13 protein-coding genes and 1 pseudogene are annotated in these 16,691 nt (G+C 73.7%); 1 reads left to right on the top strand and 13 read right to left on the bottom strand.

Translation table 11 applies throughout. The features are described from left to right. Positions 1–63 precede the first annotated feature (63 nt). The 9 genes and pseudogenes from argF to ACWERV_RS10345 all read right to left on the bottom strand — a co-directional run. The gene (gene argF / locus ACWERV_RS10385; protein WP_452931158.1) at positions 64–1,074 is read right to left on the bottom strand and encodes an ornithine carbamoyltransferase; all 1,011 of its coding nucleotides are present in this window, start codon (positions 1,072–1,074) and stop codon (positions 64–66) included. Positions 1,075–1,278: 204 nt separating this feature from the next. Further along, positions 1,279–2,502, bottom strand: a complete 1,224-nt coding sequence (locus ACWERV_RS10380; RefSeq protein ID WP_398178079.1) for an arginine deiminase — start codon at positions 2,500–2,502, stop codon at positions 1,279–1,281. A gap of 92 nt (positions 2,503–2,594) precedes the next feature. After that, the gene (locus ACWERV_RS10375; RefSeq protein WP_452931157.1) at positions 2,595–5,177 is read right to left on the bottom strand and encodes a polynucleotide kinase-phosphatase; all 2,583 of its coding nucleotides are present in this window, start codon (positions 5,175–5,177) and stop codon (positions 2,595–2,597) included. After that, on the bottom strand, positions 5,174–6,706 hold the full coding sequence (locus ACWERV_RS10370; RefSeq protein ID WP_452931154.1) for a 3' terminal RNA ribose 2'-O-methyltransferase Hen1: 1,533 nt from the start codon (positions 6,704–6,706) through the stop codon (positions 5,174–5,176). The genes ACWERV_RS10375 and ACWERV_RS10370 overlap by 4 nt, the downstream gene beginning before the upstream one ends. Positions 6,707–6,861: 155 nt before the next feature. After that, positions 6,862–7,725: a homocysteine S-methyltransferase gene (gene mmuM, locus ACWERV_RS10365; protein ID WP_452931152.1), complete on the bottom strand. Its 864-nt coding sequence runs from the start codon at positions 7,723–7,725 to the stop codon at positions 6,862–6,864. Between the two features lie 183 nt (positions 7,726–7,908). Next, positions 7,909–8,829, bottom strand: coding sequence for an LLM class F420-dependent oxidoreductase (locus ACWERV_RS10360; protein ID WP_452931149.1), 921 nt, complete (start codon positions 8,827–8,829; stop codon positions 7,909–7,911). A 33-nt stretch (positions 8,830–8,862) separates the two neighbouring features. After that, entirely contained in the window at positions 8,863–9,324 is a 462-nt protein-coding gene (locus ACWERV_RS10355) for a DUF6099 family protein (protein WP_452931146.1), read from the bottom strand. Positions 9,325–9,473: 149 nt separating this feature from the next. Further along, positions 9,474–9,872, bottom strand: coding sequence for a nucleotide pyrophosphohydrolase (locus ACWERV_RS10350; protein ID WP_452931143.1), 399 nt, complete (start codon positions 9,870–9,872; stop codon positions 9,474–9,476). A gap of 377 nt (positions 9,873–10,249) precedes the next feature. After that, positions 10,250–11,440 (bottom strand): annotated as a pseudogene (locus tag ACWERV_RS10345) (ATP-binding protein); the annotation flags it as partial. Positions 11,441–11,716: 276 nt separating this feature from the next. Between ACWERV_RS10345 and ACWERV_RS10340 the strand changes: the two are divergent. Next, entirely contained in the window at positions 11,717–12,262 is a 546-nt protein-coding gene (locus ACWERV_RS10340) for a DUF1697 domain-containing protein (protein WP_452931141.1), read from the top strand. A 90-nt stretch (positions 12,263–12,352) separates the two neighbouring features. Here the strand turns inward: ACWERV_RS10340 and ACWERV_RS10335 are convergent, their stop codons facing one another. The 4 genes from ACWERV_RS10335 to ACWERV_RS10320 all read right to left on the bottom strand — a co-directional run bounded on the left by ACWERV_RS10335 (position 12,353) and on the right by ACWERV_RS10320 (position 16,544). Then, positions 12,353–12,745 carry a type II toxin-antitoxin system death-on-curing family toxin gene (locus ACWERV_RS10335; RefSeq protein ID WP_452931139.1) on the bottom strand — a complete coding sequence of 131 codons (393 nt, stop codon included), beginning with the start codon at positions 12,743–12,745 and terminating at the stop codon, positions 12,353–12,355. Next, positions 12,742–12,936, bottom strand: coding sequence for a ribbon-helix-helix protein, CopG family (locus ACWERV_RS10330; protein ID WP_365978413.1), 195 nt, complete (start codon positions 12,934–12,936; stop codon positions 12,742–12,744). The genes ACWERV_RS10335 and ACWERV_RS10330 overlap by 4 nt, the downstream gene beginning before the upstream one ends. Before the next feature lie 52 nt (positions 12,937–12,988). Continuing rightward, a complete protein-coding gene (locus ACWERV_RS10325; protein WP_398178050.1) occupies positions 12,989–14,308 on the bottom strand; it encodes a class I SAM-dependent RNA methyltransferase in 1,320 nt (439 codons plus the stop codon). Positions 14,309–14,492: 184 nt separating this feature from the next. Further along, positions 14,493–16,544: an APC family permease gene (locus ACWERV_RS10320; RefSeq protein WP_452931135.1), complete on the bottom strand. Its 2,052-nt coding sequence runs from the start codon at positions 16,542–16,544 to the stop codon at positions 14,493–14,495. Positions 16,545–16,691 lie beyond the last annotated feature (147 nt).

The raw sequence follows: 16,691 nt of genomic DNA, 5'->3' as shown, positions 1-16,691 counted from the left end.
GCCCCGGACCGGGCCCGGCCGCGGGGGCGCCGCCGTGCTCCCGGGCCCCGGGCCGGGCGGGCGTCAGGCCAGGGTGGCGACCATGACCGCCTTGATGGTGTGCATGCGGTTCTCCGCCTGGTCGAAGACGACCGAGTGCGCCGACTCGAAGACCTCGTCGGTGACTTCCAGCTCGCTCAGCCCGTACTGGTCGTGGATCAGCCGGCCGACCTCGGTGCCGAGGTCGTGGAAGGCGGGCAGGCAGTGCAGGAACTTCACATCCGGCTTGCCGGTGGCGCGCAGCACGTCCATCGTGACCGCGTAGGGCGCGAGGGCGGCGATCCGCTCCGCCCAGACCTCCTTGGGCTCGCCCATCGACACCCAGACGTCGGTGACGACGAAGTCGCAGTCCCGCACGCCCTGCGCGATGTCCTCGGTGAGGGTGATCTGCGCTCCGGAGGCCTCGGCGAGCTTGCGCGCCTCGGCGACGACGTCCTCGGCCGGCCAGTACGCGCGCGGGGCGACGATCCGCACGTCGAGGCCGAGCAGGGCGCCGGTGACCAGGTAGGAGTTGCCCATGTTGAACCGGGCGTCGCCGAGGTAGGCGAAGGCGACGCCGCGCTCGCGCAGGCCCGCGACCCCGCCGGTGTGCTCGGCCATGGTGAGCACGTCGGCCAGCATCTGGGTGGGGTGCCAGTCGTCGGTGAGGCCGTTGTAGACGGGGACCCCGGCGTGCGCGGCCAGCTCCTCGACGGCGGCCTGGCTGGCGCCCCGGTACTGGATCGCGTCGAACATCCGGCCGAGCACCCGGGCGGTGTCCTTGACCGACTCCTTGTGCCCTATCTGCGAGCCCGACGGATCCAGGTACGTCGTGGCCGCGCCCTGGTCGGCGGCGGCGACCTCGAAGGAGCAGCGGGTACGCGTCGAGGTCTTCTCGAAGATCAGCGCGATGCTGCGACCGCGCAACCGCGGCTCCTCCGTGCCGGCCTTCTTCGCCGCCTTGAGCTCGGCGGCCAGCTCCACCAGGCCCAGGAACTCCTCGGGCGTGTAGTCCAGCTCCTTGACGAAGGGGCGGCCCTTGAGATCGACGGGCATGACGGGGACTCCTCGGTCGGTGGTGCACGGCAACCATGGAAGTCTATACGAGACCCGACATGCTTATACAGTGCCTTTTCCGGGCGGCCTCGGGCTGCCGCACCCCTACCTGGTCGATGCCCCGCTCGGGCACCGCTCACACGGTCCGGAGCGGATCCGGCCTGGTCGGGACCGTTTTCGTAGCTGCGCCTTCTGCGGACCGGCTCACACCGGGTCCCGCTCGATCGGGCAGCTCATGCAGCGCGGGCCGCCGCGGCCCCGGCCCAGCTCGCTGCCCGGGATCTCGATGACCTCGATACCGCGCTTGCGCAGGAAGGTGTTGGTCGTCGCGTTGCGCTCGTAGGCCACCACCACACCGGGCTCCACCGCCAGCACGTTGCAGCCGTCGTCCCACTGCTCGCGCTCGGCAGCGTGCACGTCCTGCGTCGCGGTCAGCACCTTGACCGACTCCAGGCCGAGCGCGGCCGCGATCGCCCGGTGCATGTGCTCCGGGGGATGGTCGGTGACCTTCAGCTCGCCCTCCTCGCCACCGGGCTCGATGGTGTAGGACGGCAGCATCCCCAGACCCGCGTACTGCGTGAAGGTGTCGCCGTCCACCATCGTCATCACCGTGTCGAGGTGCATGAACGCGCGCCGCTTGGGCATGTCGAGCGCCACGATGGCGCGGGCCGAACCGGCCGCGAACATCCGGCGGGCCAGCATCTCCACGGCCTGCGGGGTGGTGCGCTCGCTCATCCCGATGAGCACCACGCCCGAACCCAGCACCAGGACGTCGCCGCCCTCGATCGTCGAGGGGTAGGCGCTCTGCCCCTCGGACCAGACGTGGAAGCGGCCGCCCGCGAAGAGCGGGTGGTGCCGGTAGATCGCCTCGAAGTGCACGGTCTCCCGCTGCCGGGCGGGCCAGCGCATCGCGTTGATGCTGACCCCGTCGTAGATCCAGGCCGAGGTGTCCCGGGTGAAGATGTGGTTGGGCAGCGGGGAGAGCAGGAAGTCGTCCAGCTCCAGGGCGTGGAAACGGACCGAGACCGGCTCCGCGAAACGGGCCAGGAACTCCCGCTTGGTCATCCCGCCGACCAGGGCCTCGGTCAGGTCCGGGGTGCTCAGCTCGTCGAAGGCGGCCCGCAGGTGCCCGGTGGCAAGCGGGCCGTACTCCTTCTCGTCGAAGACCCGGTCCAGGACCAGCGCCTTGGCCGCGGGGCGCTCCAGGGCCTCGGTCAGCAGGTCGCCGAAGAGGTGCACCTCGACGCCGCGGTCGCGCAGCACGTCGGCGAAGCCGTCGTGCTCGGCCCGCGCGCGGCGCACCCACAGCACGTCGTCGAAAAGCAGCGCGTCCTTGTTGCTGGGCGTCAGGCGCTTCAGCTCCAGATCCGGGCGGTGCAGGATGACGCGGCGCAGCCGCCCGGTCTCGGAGTCGACGTGGAATCCCATGGGATCAGACCTTCCCACCCGGGATGGGCTTTATCACGTACCCGGCCCGCGCCCGGACGGGCCCGCACCGCTCGGGGTGCGGGCCCGCGGGGTCACAGCCGGGGGTCGACCGGCTCGGACTCCAGGGCCAGCACGGCGAACACCGGCTCGTGGACGCGCCACAGCGGCTCGCCGCCCGCGAGACGGTCCAGGGCCTCCAGCCCGAGGGCGTACTCGCGCAGGGCGAGCGACCGCTTGTGGCCGAGCGCGCGCTGCCGGAGCCGGACCAGGTGGTCGGGGCGGGTGTACTCGGGTCCGTAGATGATCCGCAGGTACTCCCGGCCCCGGCACTTCAGGCCCGGCTGGACGAGGCCGCCGCCGGGCTCGCGCAGCCCGGTCGCGAGCGGCTTGACGACCATGCCCTCGCCGCCCGCCGCCGTGAGGTCGAGCCACCAGGTGGTGCCCGCGGCGACGGACGCCTCGTCCGCGGTGTCGACCAGCAGCCGCCGGGTGGTGCGCAGCAGCCCGGAGCCGTCACCGGCGACCAGCCGGTCGAGCAGCGCGAGCTGCCGGTCCTGCGGCAGCTCGGCCGCCAGACTGCGGCCGCGGGCGGCCAGGATCTGGAAGGGCGCGAACTCCACGCCCGCCAGGCCGTCGGTGGTCCAGCAGTAGCGGCGGTAGGCGTCGGTGAACGCCCGCGCGTCCGCGGCTCTCTCGCGCTGCCGGGCGAGCAGCCCGGCCACGTCGGCGCCGCGGCCGGCCGCCGACTCCAGCGCGGCGAGCGCCGGCGGGAAGGCGGCGCCCGCGGCGGCCCCGACCGCGGCGTACTGGGTGCGCAGCAGGCCGGAGGCCTTGAGCGACCAGGGCAGCAGCTCGCCGTCCAGCAGCAGCCAGTCGGTGTCCAGCTCCTCCCACAGGCCTGCGGCGTCCGCGGCGGCGCGCAGCCGGGCGAGCACCTCCTCGGTGACCGCCGCGTCGTCGAAGAAGGGGCGTCCGGTGCGGGTGTGCAGTGTCCCCGTCACGCCCGCGGCGGTGCCGAAGCGCTCGGCGGCGGCCGCCTCGTCGCGGCACACCAGGGCGACCGCGCGCGAGCCCATGTGCTTCTCCTCGCACACGACCTCGCGCACCCCGGCGTCGCGGTAGTAGGCGAAGGCCTCCGCGGGGTGTTCGAGGAAGCCCTCCTCGGCGGAGGTGGCGCAGGGTGCCATGGTCGGCGGCAGGTGGCACAGCAGCCGCGGGTCGACCGCGAAACGGCTCATGACCTCCAGCGCCGCCGCCGCGTTCTGCTCACGCACCGCGAGCCGGCCCATACGGGAGGTCTCCACGATCCGGCGGCCCGCGACGTCACCGAGGTCGAGCGGACGGCCCTCCCGCCCGCCGGGTGCCTCGCTGAGCAGCGGACGGACCGGCTCGTACCAGACCCGCTCGGCGGGGACGTCCACCAGCTCGCGCTCGGGCCAGCGCAGCGCGGTGAGCCGGCCGCCGAAGACGGCGCCGGTGTCGAGGCAGATGGTGTTGTTGATCCAGGAGGCCGCGGGCACCGGGGTGTGGCCGTAGACGACCGCCGCCCTGCCCCGGTAGTCCTCCGCCCACGGGTAGCGGACGGGCAGGCCGAACTCGTCGGTCTCCCCGGTCGTGTCGCCGTAGAGGGCGTGCGAGCGCACCCGGCCGGAGGTGCGGCCGTGGTACTTCTCCGGCAGCCCGGCGTGGCAGACCACCAGCCGGCCGCCGTCCAGGACGTAGTGGCTGACCAGGCCCTCGATGAAGGTGGCGACACGGCGCCGGAAGTCCGGGTCGCGCTCGTCCTCGGCGGCGAACTGCTCCACCGTCTCGGCCAGGCCGTGGGTGAGCTGGACCTGGCGGCCCTTGAGGTGACGGCCGAGCTTGTTCTCGTGGTTGCCGGGCACACACAGCGCGGTGCCGGCCTCGACCATGCTCATGACGCGGCGCAGCACACCGGGGCTGTCCGGGCCGCGGTCGACGAGGTCGCCGACGAAGACCGCGGTGCGGCCCTCGGGGTGACGGCCGTCGTCGTAGCCGAGCTGGGCCAGCAGCGCCTCCAGCTCGGCGCTGCATCCGTGGATGTCGCCGATGATGTCGAAGGGGCCGGTCAGATGCCGCAGGTCGTTGTAGCGCGGCTCGGTCACCACGCGGGCGGCCTCGATCTCCGCGGTGCCGCGCAGGATGTGGACCTTGCGGAAGCCCTCCCGCTCCAGGCCGCGCAGCGAGCGGCGCAGCTCGCGCTGGTGGCGCTGGATGACGTGCCGCGGCAGGGTGGCCCGTTCGGGGCGCTGGGCGTTGCGGTCGGCGCACACCCGCTCGGGGACGTCGAGGACGATCGCGACGGGCAGCACGTCGTGCTCCCGCGCCAGGTTCACCAGCTGCCGGCGGGCCTCCGGCTGGACGCTGGTGGCGTCCACGACCGTGCGGCGGCCGGCGGCGAGCCGCTTGCCGGCGATGTAGTGCAGCACGTCGAAGGCGTCGGACGTCGCGCTCTGGTCGTTCTCGTCGTCGCTGACCAGGCCGCGGCAGTAGTCGGAGGAGATCACCTCGGTGGGCTTGAAGTGCCGTGCGGCGAAGGTGGACTTGCCGGAGCCGGTGGCGCCGATCAGCACCACCAGGGACAGGTCGGTGACCGCCAGGCTGCGGCCCTCGGCGGGGGCGGCGCTGGTGGTGGTCTCGTCGGTGCCGGTCATGCCGCCTCCTCCTTCTTCTTCTTCTTCTCGTCGTGCGGTGCGTGTGTCTCGTGCGTGGTGAACAGGGCGAGCTGGGTCGGCGGGCCCACCTCGGGGTCGTCGGGGCCGACGGCGTGGAAGTCCACGGCGTAGCCGTGCCGTCCGGCCACCGCCCGCGCCCAGTCGCGGAACTCCCGCCTGGTCCACTCGAAGCGGTGGTCGTGGTGCCTGCGGTGGCCCGCGGGCAGGGTCTCCCAGCGCACGTTGTACTCGACGTTGGGCGTCGTCACGACGACCGTCCCGGGACGGGCGGCGCCGAAGACGGCGTATTCGAGCGCGGGCAGCCGCGGCGGGTCCAGGTGCTCGACGACCTCGCTGAGCACCGCCGCGTCATAACCCTTGAGCCGCTTGTCGGTGTAGGCGAGCGACCCCTGGAGCAGCGTGACCCGGGACGACTGCCGCTCGCCCATGCGGTCCAGCCGCAGCCGGCGGGCCGCGATCTCCAGGGCCCGCACCGACACGTCCATGCCGACGATCTCCGTGAAGCGCGGGTCCTTCAGCAGCGCCGCCACCAGCTGGCCCTGGCCGCAGCCGAGGTCCAGCACCCGCGCGGCACCGGCGGTGCGCAGCGCGCCGAGGATCGCCTCCCGCCGCTGCACCGCGAGGGGTACGGGGCGTTCCTTGTCCTCAGCGGCTCCCTCGGCCTCCTCCGTTTCCTCCGGCTCCTCCAGTTCCTCGGGCGCGACGGCGTTGTCGATCTCCTCGACCTCCACGTCGTCGGCGTCCGCGAGCCGCACCAGCTCCAGCCGCTCGTCGGCCTCCCTGGTGAGCGACCGGCGGCGGGACAGGTACCGATGGGTGATCAGCCGCTGCTCCGGGTGCGCGGCCAGCCAGCCCTCGCCGAACCGCAGCAGCTTGTCCACCTCGTCGGCCGACACCCAGTAGTGCTTGGCGTCGTCCAGCACCGGCAGCAGCACGTACAGATGCCGCAGGGCGTCGGCGAGCCGCAGCTCGCCCTCCAGCACCAGCCGCACGTAACGCGACGCGCCCCACTCGGGGAAGGCGGCGTCCAGCGGCACCTGCTCCGCGGTCACCTGCCAGCCCAGCGGCTCGAACAGCCGGGCCACCAGCGCGGGCCCGCCGCGCGCGGGCAGCGCCGGCACCTCGACCCGCAGCGGCAGCGGCGCCGCGGCCCGCTCGGGCAGCTCCCGGCAGTCACCGCGCAGCGCGCTCGCGAACACCGTGCGCAGCGCCACCGCCAGCAGCGACGAGGCCGCGTACGGGCGGTCGTTCACGTACTGCGCCAGTGCCGCGTCGGGCGTCGTACCGCTGCGGCCCTTGCCTCGCCCGCGCCGGGCGAGCGCGGGCGGATCGACCTCCAGCAGCAGCGCCGCGGTGCAGCGCTCGGCGTCCGCCTCGGGGTAGAAGACGTGCGCGTCGCCGTAGGAGGTGGCGAAGGTCTGCGCCTTGCCGGGGTGCTTGTGGAGCAGGTAGCCGAGGTCCGTCGCAGGACCCGCGGACGTCCCGCTCGTCGAGATCGTCAGGAACACCCGCCGAGTATCCGCCCGGCGCGGACTCCGTGACGAGGCCTTTTCCGACCCGGAGCCCGCGAGCCCGGAGTCCGGAGCCCGCGAGCCCGCGAGCCCGCGAGCCCGGGTGCCCGGAGACGGGTGCCCGGCGCCCAGCCCCGGGCACCCGGGAGCCCTTACGGTCGCGGTCCGCCGTCCAGCCGGACGCGCAGGGCCCCGATCGTCGTCGGGCCCACCCGGCAGCAGCCGCCGATCAGCCGGGCACCGGCCGCCTGCCATGCCAGGGCCGAACCGGCGGTGAGGGTGTGCGGGCCGGTCCAGCGCCGGGTGGCGGCGTCCCATCGCTCGCCGCTGTTCGGATAGGCCACCGCCGGTTTGCCGGTGACCGAGACCGCGAGCTCGACCGCGGCCAGGACGTCCTGCGGCGCGCAGCAGTTGACGCCCACCGCCACCACCTCGTCCCGCCCCGCCGCCAGCGCGAAGGCCTCGGTGAGCGGCTGGCCCGCCCGCGTCCTGCCGCCCTCGGCGGTGTAGGACAGCCACACCGGCAGCCCGGTCGGCGCCGCCGCCCGCAGCATCGCCTCGGCCTCGTCGATGTCCGGCACCGTCTCCAGCGCCAGCACGTCGGGCCCCGCCTCCGCCGCCGCCTCGATCCGCGGACGGTGGAAGGCGGTCAGCTCCCGCACCGTCCTGCCGTACCGCCCGCGGTATTCGCTGCCGTCGGCCAGTACCGCGCCATAGGGCCCGACCGACGCGGCCACCGCGATCCCCGGGCGCTCCGCCGCCGCTTCCCGGGCCAGCGTGACGCTGCGCCGCAGCAGCGCCGACGCCTTCGGGCGGCCGATGCCGCGGCGGGCGAAGCCCTCGTAACTGGCCTGGTAGCCCGAGGTGATGAGCACATCCGCACCGGCCCGGACGTAGGCGGTGTGGGCGGCGCGGATCTGCCCGGGGTCGTCGGCCAGCAGCCGGGCCGTCCACAGCGGATCCGACAGGTCGCAGCCCTGGTCGGCCAGCTGGTTGGACAGCCCGCCGTCGAGCACGAGCGTCCGGCCCGGAGGCGGCCGCCACCCCCGGCCGCCGCCGGGAGCCGGTGACCGGTCCTCGGAACGCTCCGGGGAGCGGTCGGAGGACCGGTCCGGGGAGCGCTCCGACGGAGGAACCGGCGAACGGTCCGGTGGCCGGGCGGACGGCGGGAGGGGCGGCGGCGGGGTCATCGCGCGGTCTCAGCCCAGCTGCGGCGCGACCTGGGAGGCGATCAGCTCCAGGTGGTCCAGGTCGTGCAGATCCAGCGTCTGGAGGTAGAAGCGGGTGGCACCCTGCTCCGCGTAGCGGCCGATCTTCTCGACCACCTCCGCCGGGGAACCGGCCAGTCCGTTCTCCTTCAGCTCGGTGACCTCGCGGCCGATCACCGCCGCCCGCCGGGCCACCTCCGCGTCGTCCTTCCCCACGCACACCACCAGCGCGTTGGAGTACGTCATGCTCTCCTCGGGGCGGCCCGCCGCCCGCACCGCCTCCCGTACCCGGGTGAACTGCGTGCCCGTGTCGGCGATCGAGGCGAAGGGCACGTTGAACTCGTCGGCGTAGCCCGCCGCGAGCTCCGGGGTGCGCTTGGCGCCCATCCCGCCGATCAGCACCGGCACCTTCGTCTGCGCGGGCTTCGGCAGCGCGGGGGAGTCGGCGAGCTGGTAGAACTTCCCCTCGAAGTCGAAGGTCTTGCCCACCGGGGTCGCCCACAGCCCGGTGACCACGGCCAGCTGCTCCTCCAGGCGGCCGAACTTCTCCTTCGGGAACGGGATGCCGTACGCCTTGTGCTCCGCCTCGAACCAGCCGGCGCCGAGCCCGAACTCGATCCGGCCACCCGACATCGCGTCGACCTGCGCCACCTGGATCGCCAGCACGCCGGGCAGCCGGAAGGTGCCCGCGGTCATCAGCGTGCCGAGCCTGATCCGGCTGGTCTCCCGGGCCAGGCCCGCCAGCGTGATCCACGCGTCCGTCGGGCCGGGCAGCCCGTCGCCGCCCATCGTCAGGTAGTGGTCCGAGCGGAAGAAGGCGTCGAAGCCGAGGTCTTCCGTCGCTTTGGCGACGCGGAGGAGTGTGTCGTAGTCGGCCCCCTGCTGGGGCTCGGTGAAGATGCGCAGGTCCATTCCCCCATCCTGCACTCTTCCCGCGCCACCACGTCAAACGCCACATGACGACTCACCACCGCGCGCCCCGCCGTCGCCCGCTCCCTCGCGGACCAGCGTCCGTACCCGCTCCCTCGCCTCGTCCACCGCGTCCAGCGCCTCGACGCAGCTCCAGTAGGCGCCTTCGTCCTCCACCGCGCACGTCAGCACCACCAGGGCCTGGTTGATCTCGCCGAGCAGCACCCGCAGCGCCCGCAGCGTCCCGGACGGATCGCGCACCGCCGTCAGCCGGGCGGCGCGCGGCGGACCGGCCCCGGCGGCCCCGACCGGTGGCACCACCCGCCCCGCCCCCGTCTCCTCCCCCGCGGACCCGGCGGCCGCGTCCCCCGCGGACAGCAGCCGCGACACCGCCTCGACCAGCTCGCCCGCCTGCCAGGCCTCCTCGATGACATCCTCGGGCCGCGGCGCACCGCGCATCACCTGCTCCGACTCCGCCACCAGCCGTGCCGCATCCATCGCCTGCCCCCTCGTCCACCGGGGCGGTGACCCGTTCACCACCTGCCGACATCACTCAGCGTGACAGATCGGCGACAGGGAGCGAAAGGGCCATCTCCGCACCTGTGGATAACTTCGAAAGGGACATCTCTCCGGAGGATCGGCGCAGGTCAGCCGGACTGTGGCGGGTCGCCCGCCGCCCGGTCCCGATCGGCCGGAGGGACTGCCACGCCCCGCGGCACCTTCGGGAAGCGCTGCTCGTTGCGGTCGATCTTCGCGTCCAGCGCGGCGAGCACATCGACGTCCAGCACCGCGCAGAACTGCAGCAGATACGCCAGTACGTCGGCGACCTCGTCGCGCACGCGGTGCGCGGACTCCGGGTCCGCCATCACCGCGGCCGCCTGTTCGGGCGTCAGCCACTGGAAGATCTCCAGCAGTTCGGCGGCCTCGACACTCAGCGCGGAGGCGAGGTTCTTGGGGGTGTGGAAGGGCTGCCAGTCGCGGGCCGCGGCGAAGTCGACGAGGCGGCGCTGCAAGCCCGCGACGTCCAGGGGGTGTTGTCCGGTCACCCCGTCCGGTCTACCTCATCCCGGCCGCCGCCCTCACCTCGGGCGCCCGCCGCCCCGGCGGCCCCGCCGCCCGCCTCGCCGCCCTCCGCGCCTCCCCCACCCGTCGCGCAGCCGCCGCCCGCCTCGCGGTCGGCACCCGGCGCACGGTCGGCACCCGTCTCACCGTCGGCACCCGGCACGAGATCGCCGCTCCACTCGCCGTCGCCACCCGTCACCAGCACCGCGTCCGGCTCCTCGCCCTCCTCCCCCTCCCCGTCCTCCCGCACCGCAGGCTCACCGATCGCGGCGGAGCCGACCGCATCCGCGGAACCGGCCGCCCCGGCGGCGCCGCCCGCCTCCGCCGCACCGGCCTCTCCCCCGTCCTGAGCCGGAACGCGCCGCTTGGCGCCCAGTCGCGCGAGGGTCACCCCGGCGGCGCCTTCCGCGCATTCGGCGTCCTGGAGCGTGCCGATGAGGCGGATGTGGCCGCGGGCGGCGGCCACCCGGGCGAGCCGGAGCAGCTCGCGCACCTGCCTGCGGTCCAGCCCGACGTCGAGGCCGTCGGCCAGCACGGTCAGCACCTGACCGGCCGGGAGCAGTTCCGTGCTGGTGTCGACGTCCAGCACGCCCGGACCGGTGAGCAGCACCAGCGCGAGCGCCACGAAGCGGAGTTCGCCGTCGCCGAGCCGGTCGACCGGCACCACGCCGAGCGGTCCGCGGTCGACGGCGGCGATCACGGCGTCCCGCGGCGCCAGGCCGTCACGCGGCGACGGCAGGAAGGCGGGCAGCACGGTCAGCCCCTCCACGGGCGGGCTGCACACCTCGCGCACCGCGTTGACGAGCGCGGCGTGCCGGGTCACGCACTCGCCCTCGGTCCGGGCGAGGACGGCGGACAGGTTGTCGCACGCGGAGCGCAGCCGCCCGTCCCCCGGCACGACGGGCGCGCGCATCAGCTCGGGCCGCGGGGTGACGGGGAAGACGCCGCGCAGCGCCACCACCAGCTGCTCGGCGGCGGCGAGCACCTGCCGCTGCCCGTCGGTGCGGCCCGAGACGCGCAGCGGCAGCAGCGCCGTGGCCAGGACGTTGTCGGGCAGCGGCGCGCGCGTCACCGGAACGTCGCCCGCGGTGTGCCACGCGGCCTGCACCGTGGGGCGGGAGGGATCGCGCAGCGCGGTGGTCAGCAGCGTCCGGCCCGCGCCGATCAGCCGTTCGCCGACGATCCGCAGCGTGGGCTCGGCCTGCACGGCGACGTCCAGCCGGACCGGACCCATCGGGCCGTTGACGGTGCATCCGAGGCGGAAGCCGCGCCGCCCCTCGGCGTCCGCCGGGAGGCCCTGGGGTACGCACGCGCCGGCGCCGCCGCGCACACCGGTGTCGAAGGCCTCGGCCAGTTCCGCGCCGGAGGCGAGCCGGCCGAGCGCGGTGAGCCCTTCGAGGGCGCTCGACTTGCCCGTGCCGCTGCCGCCGCTCAGCAGGGTGAGGGGACCGAGCCGGAAGGTCGCCCCGCGGTGCGATTTGAAGGCGGACAGCCGCAGTTCGGTGACGACCGGGCGGAGGTGGCCCGCACGCCGGGGGGCAGTGATGCTCATGGCGGCGAAGGTAGCCAGCGCCAGGCGTGCGGAACCGTTCCACCGTCCCCGGCGTAACCCGAACGAGGGACATCGCGCGTGTTTCCATCGACGAACGCGCCCTTATGCGCTCCGTCGCCGCCCCGCGCGCCCACCCCGGTACGCCCCTCCGCACGCCCTCCCCCGCCGGCCCCGCACGCCGGTCGCGCGCGCCGATCCCGCACGCGCCCGAGCCGTCCGGCCCGCCCAGCCGCCGACGACGGAGCGTTGTCGTACCCGGCGGCTACCGTGTCGGACGTGACCACCACCAGATATGTCGCGCTGCTGCGCGGGATCAACGTCGGGGGCAAGGCGAAGGTCCCGATGCAGACGCTGCGCGAGCTGCTGGCCGCCCTCGGCGGCACGGACGTCCGTACGCTCCTGCAGAGCGGCAACGCGGTCTTCACCCACGAGGAGTGCGACCCGGGCCGCCTGGAGGCCGCGCTGCGGCAGGCGCTCGCCGACGAACTGGGCCTGGACATCACCTGCATGGTGCGCACGGCCGCGGATCTCGCGCGCGTCGTCGCGGCCAACCCCTTCGACATGACCGGCGTCAACGGCTCGCGCTTCCTGGTCGTCTTCCTCTCCGGCCCCGTCCCGCCCGACCGCATCGCCGCGCTGGACCTCGCGGCCTACGCCCCCGACGAACTGCGCGCGGGTGAACGGGAGATCTACGCCCACTTCCCCGACTCGATCCGCGACTCCAAGCTCGCCGCCCGCCTCACCGACCGCGGCCTCGGCCTCGCGGCCACCTCCCGCAACTGGAACACGGTCACCAAGCTGCTCGAACTCACCGGCGGCTGAGACCGACCCGCACCCGGCGCCGCCTCCCGGCCGGACAGGAGCGGCGGACCACGCGACGGATCGGCCCGTCGGCCGTGGAGCGACCGGCACTCAGGCGACGGGGAACCACTCCGCCAGACGCTTGGCGATGACCGGTACGTCGACGAGGTCCTGCGCGACGTCCTCGACGAACGGGCCCGCCACGGAGACCGGAGGCGGGGGCGTACCGGCGGCGACGCCGTTGAACCGCAGGAAGAGGCGCATGGCGAGCCAGGCGGTGCGCTTGTTGCCGTCGATCAGCGCGTGGTTGCGGGCGACCGAGTGCAGCAGCGCCGCCGCCTTCTCGTGCAGTGCGGGATAGACCTCGACCCCGAACACGTCGGTCCGGGGCCGTTCGATCGCCGAGACCAGCAGGCCCATGTCCCGCACGCTGTGGTCGGTGCCGTTGACCGCGCGGGCGACGGCCAGGATCTCGTCGATCTGGACGTACCGCACATCGGTCACTTCAGGTAGTCCAGGATCTCCGCATCGCTGTCCATGAGCTCGGCCAGGACGTCGTCGACCTTCAGTTCGGCCCGGTTCTGGGCGTCCCGGATGGCCTCGATGGCAAGCTCCTGCTTGCTGCGCCCCTCCCGGCGGGCACGCTCGGTGAGCTGCGCGTCGAGGTCGTCGGGGAGCCGGAGGGTCATCGCCATACCCCGATGATACCGGGCTGGTATCAAAGCGGCCAGGCGTCGGCGGCGGCCCCTACTTCGCCGGTTCCAGGATCGCCACGCACTCCATGTGGTGCGTCATCGGGAAGAGGTCGAAGGCGCGCAGGCGGACCGGGTGGTAGCCGCCCTCGGCGAAGTAGGCGAGGTCGCGGGCGAGGGCGGCGGGGTCGCAGGCGACGTAGGCGATACGGCGGGGGGCGAGGGTGGTGAGGTGCTGGACGGTGGGGCGGCGGGCGCCGGTGCGCGGGGGGTCGAGGACGACGAGGTCGGCCTCGGTGATGCCGGTGCGGGGCAGGACGTGATCGACCTTGCCCTGCTCGATGCGGACCCGCGGGAGGTCCTGGAGGTTGTGGCGGGCGTCCTGGACCGCGCGCTTGCCGGACTCGATGCCGAGCACGGCGCCGGTCTCGCCGACGCGTTCGGCCAGCGCTCCGGCGAACAGGCCGACGCCGCAGAAGAGGTCGAGGGCCATGTCGCCCTTGCGGGGCATCAGGCCCTGCATGACGGCCTCGACCAGCAGGTCGGCCGCCTTGGGGTGGACCTGCCAGAAGCCGCCGTCGCCGACCCGCCAGGTGCGGCCCGCCGCGCGCTCGCGCACGAAGTCGCGGCCGTGCACCCGGTGGACGGCGTGGTCGCGCTCACCGATGCGCAGGACGGAGACGGGGCGGTCGAGCTCGACGATGGGCAGCCGCCCGCCGGGGCGCGGGGTCAGCACGACCTGGCGGTCGCTGGAGCCGGTCGCCGCGATCGCCTCGACGGCGGCCATCTGCGGCCAGGTCCGGGCCTCGACGCCCAGCTCGGAGACCTCGGGCGCGGCGATCATGCAGTGGTCGACGACCTCGACGTCGTGCGAGCGGTGCCGGCGCAGGCCCGCCCGGCCCTCGGCGTCCACCGCGTACTGCACCCGGGTGCGCCACGCGGGCACCTCGCCCTTGGCGACCTTGTCGCCGGGCGCGGGCTCCACCGTGCCGTCCCAGCCGGCCTCCTCGGGGGTGAGACCGGCGAGGCGGGCGAGCTGCTCGGTCAGGACGGCGGCCTTGAGGCGGCGCTGCGCGCCCGGGGCGGCGTGCTGCCAGTCGCAGCCGCCGCAGCGGCCGGGTCCGGCGAAGGGGCAGGGGGCCTCGACCCGGTCCTTGGACGCGGTCAGGACGCGTACGGCGTCGGCCCGCAGGTAGCGGGCGCCCTCTTCGCCCTCGGTGACACGGGCCACGACCCGCTCGCCGGGCAGCGCGTGCCGGACGAAGAGCACCTGCCCGGCCTCGTTGCGGGCGAGGCAGTGGCCGCCGTGGGCGACCGGCCCGATCTCTACCTCGTACTCCTGGCCGACCAGTGACGGGGCGGGCTCGGTCTGCATGGCGGTGGTGCTCCTGGCGAGTGCGAGTGCGGGGCGGGGTGCGGGGATGCGGGGGGGCGCGGGGGTGCGCCGGGACAGGGCGTGCGTGCGGTGCCGGGGCCGTCCGGAAACGGCGGAGCGGCGCCGCGGGCGCGCGGCAGTCCACTCTACGGGCCCGCGGCCCCCGCCGCCGCCCGCGCGCGGCTCAGTGCTCGCGTGGCTGGTCGGACCGGCTCTGCGGGGAGCCGACGGGGCCGCGGCGGATCGAGCCGGGTGCGTTCCAGTCGGCCCGGCGGCGGGCCCGGACGCGGGCCACCTCGGAGGATTCCAGCTGGTAGGGCACCGAGGTGACCATCACGCCCGAGGTGAAGAGCAGCCGTCCCTTGAGCCGCAGGGCGCTCTGGTTGTGCAGCAGGTGCTCGTACCAGTGGCCGACGACGTACTCGGGGATGTAGATGGCCACCACGTCGCGCGGGCTGTTGCGGCGCAGGCCCTTGACGTAGTCGATGATCGGCCGGGTGATCTCGCGGTAGGGCGAGTCGAGGACCTTGAGGGGGACGTCGATGCCGCGCCGCTGCCATTCGGCCTGGAGTGCCTTGGTGTCGTCGGGGTCGACGTTGACGCTGAGCGCCTCCAGCGTGTCGGAGCGGACCAGCTTGGCGTACGACAGGGCGCGCAGCGTGGGCTTGTGGACCTTGGAGACCAGCACGATGGAGTGGACGCGCGACGGGCGGACGTAGTCGTCGCCCGGTTCCTCGTCGGCGGCGATCTCGTCGGAGACCCGGGTGTAGTGGCGGCGGATCGCGGTCATCGTGGCGTAGAACACGCACATGCCGAGGACGGCGACCCAGGCGCCGTGGGTGAACTTCGTCAGCAGCACGATGACGAGCACCAGGCCGGTGAGGAAGCCGCCGAAGGTGTTGATGGCCCGGGAGCGGACCATGTGGCGGCGCTTGGCCTGGTCGGTCTCGGTGCGCAGCAGGCGGTTCCAGTGCCGGACCATGCCGGTCTGGCTGAGGGTGAAGGAGACGAAGACGCCGACGATGTAGAGCTGGATGAGCCGGGTGGAGTCGGCTCCGTAGACCACGACCAGGATGATGGCGAAGGCGGCGAGCAGCACGATGCCGTTGGAGAAGGCCAGCCGGTCGCCGCGGGTGTGCAGCTGGCGGGGCAGGTAGCGGTCCTGGGCGAGGATCGAGCCGAGCACCGGGAAGCCGTTGTAGGCGGTGTTGGCGGCGAGGAAGAGCACCAGGGCGGTGGCGGCGGCCAGGAAGATGAACGGCACCGAGTTGTGTCCGAAGACCGCCTCGGCGACCTGGGCGATGACCGGATCCTGGGTGAAGCCGGAGCCGACCGGCTTGCCGTGGTCGAGCAGGTCGGAGGCGGGGTTCTCGGCCATCCGGACCTTGGTGTTCACCGCGAGCGCGATGATGCCGAGCAGCATGGTGACGGCCAGCAGGCCGATGAGCGCGAGCGTGGTCGCGGCGTTCTTCGACTTGGGCTTGCGGAAGGCCGGGACGCCGTTGCTGATGGCCTCGACGCCGGTGAGCGCGGCGCAGCCGGAGGAGAAGGCGCGCAGCAGCAGGAAGACCAGGGCGAAGCCGCCGATTCCGGAGGACTCGGCGTGGATGGTCAGATGCGCCGTGGGCGCGCGCATGTCGTGTCCGGTGGCGATCCTCAGCACGCCCCAGGCGATCATGCAGAAGACCCCGAAGACGAAGGCGTACGTCGGGATCGCGAAGATCGTGCCGGACTCGCGCACCCCGCGCAGGTTCATCAGCATCAGCACGATGATCATGGCGACCGCGCCCAGCACCTTGTGCGTGACGAAGAACGGCACCGCGGAGCCGAGGTTCTCGATGCCGGAGGCGATCGACACCGCGACGGTGAGGACGTAGTCCACCATCAGCGCGCTGGCGACGGTCAGGCCCGCCCTGGCGCCCAGGTTGGTGGTGGCGACCTCGTAGTCGCCGCCGCCGGAGGGGTAGGCGTGCACGTTCTGCCGGTACGACGCGACGACGGTGAACATCACCACGGCGACCGCGACGACGATCCACGGGCTGTAGTGGTAGGCCGCCCCGCCGGCGATGGACAGGACGAGCAGCACCTCGCCCGGCGCGTACGCCACCGACGACAGCGAGTCGGATGCGAAGACCGGGAGCGCCAGCCGCTTGGGCAGCAGCGTCTCACCCAGTCTGTCGCTGCGGAGCGCCCGGCCGATGAGGATCCGCTTCGGCAGGTCGGTCAGTTTGGACACCCCGCGATGTTAAGGGATCGTCAATACGTGCGGGTCCCCCCGGTCGGACTCGGACTGTGACGATCTTGTGTGCCCGGCGTGCGCCGCCCGCGCCCGGCGCCCGCCGGGACGCAACCTTCTGCGGCGCCGGGCGCGTGTGTAGCTTTG

Source organism: Streptomyces sp. NPDC004031 (assembly GCF_053604375.1).
Note: the sequence above shows the minus strand (reverse complement) of the source record. Positions and strands in the feature narration are given on the sequence as shown.

Excerpts from the sequence above, each read along its gene's own strand:
- argF (WP_452931158.1), bottom strand. The coding sequence starts at position 1,074 with ATGCCCGTCGATCTCAAGGGCCGCCCCTTCGTCAAGGAGCTGGACTAC.
- ACWERV_RS10380 (WP_398178079.1), bottom strand. The coding sequence starts at position 2,502 with ATGGGATTCCACGTCGACTCCGAGACCGGGCGGCTGCGCCGCGTCATC.
- ACWERV_RS10375 (WP_452931157.1), bottom strand. The coding sequence starts at position 5,177 with ATGACCGGCACCGACGAGACCACCACCAGCGCCGCCCCCGCCGAGGGC.
- ACWERV_RS10360 (WP_452931149.1), bottom strand. The coding sequence starts at position 8,829 with ATGGACCTGCGCATCTTCACCGAGCCCCAGCAGGGGGCCGACTACGAC.
- ACWERV_RS10355 (WP_452931146.1), bottom strand. The coding sequence starts at position 9,324 with ATGGATGCGGCACGGCTGGTGGCGGAGTCGGAGCAGGTGATGCGCGGT.
- ACWERV_RS10330 (WP_365978413.1), bottom strand. The coding sequence starts at position 12,936 with ATGGCGATGACCCTCCGGCTCCCCGACGACCTCGACGCGCAGCTCACC.
- ACWERV_RS10325 (WP_398178050.1), bottom strand. The coding sequence starts at position 14,308 with ATGCAGACCGAGCCCGCCCCGTCACTGGTCGGCCAGGAGTACGAGGTA.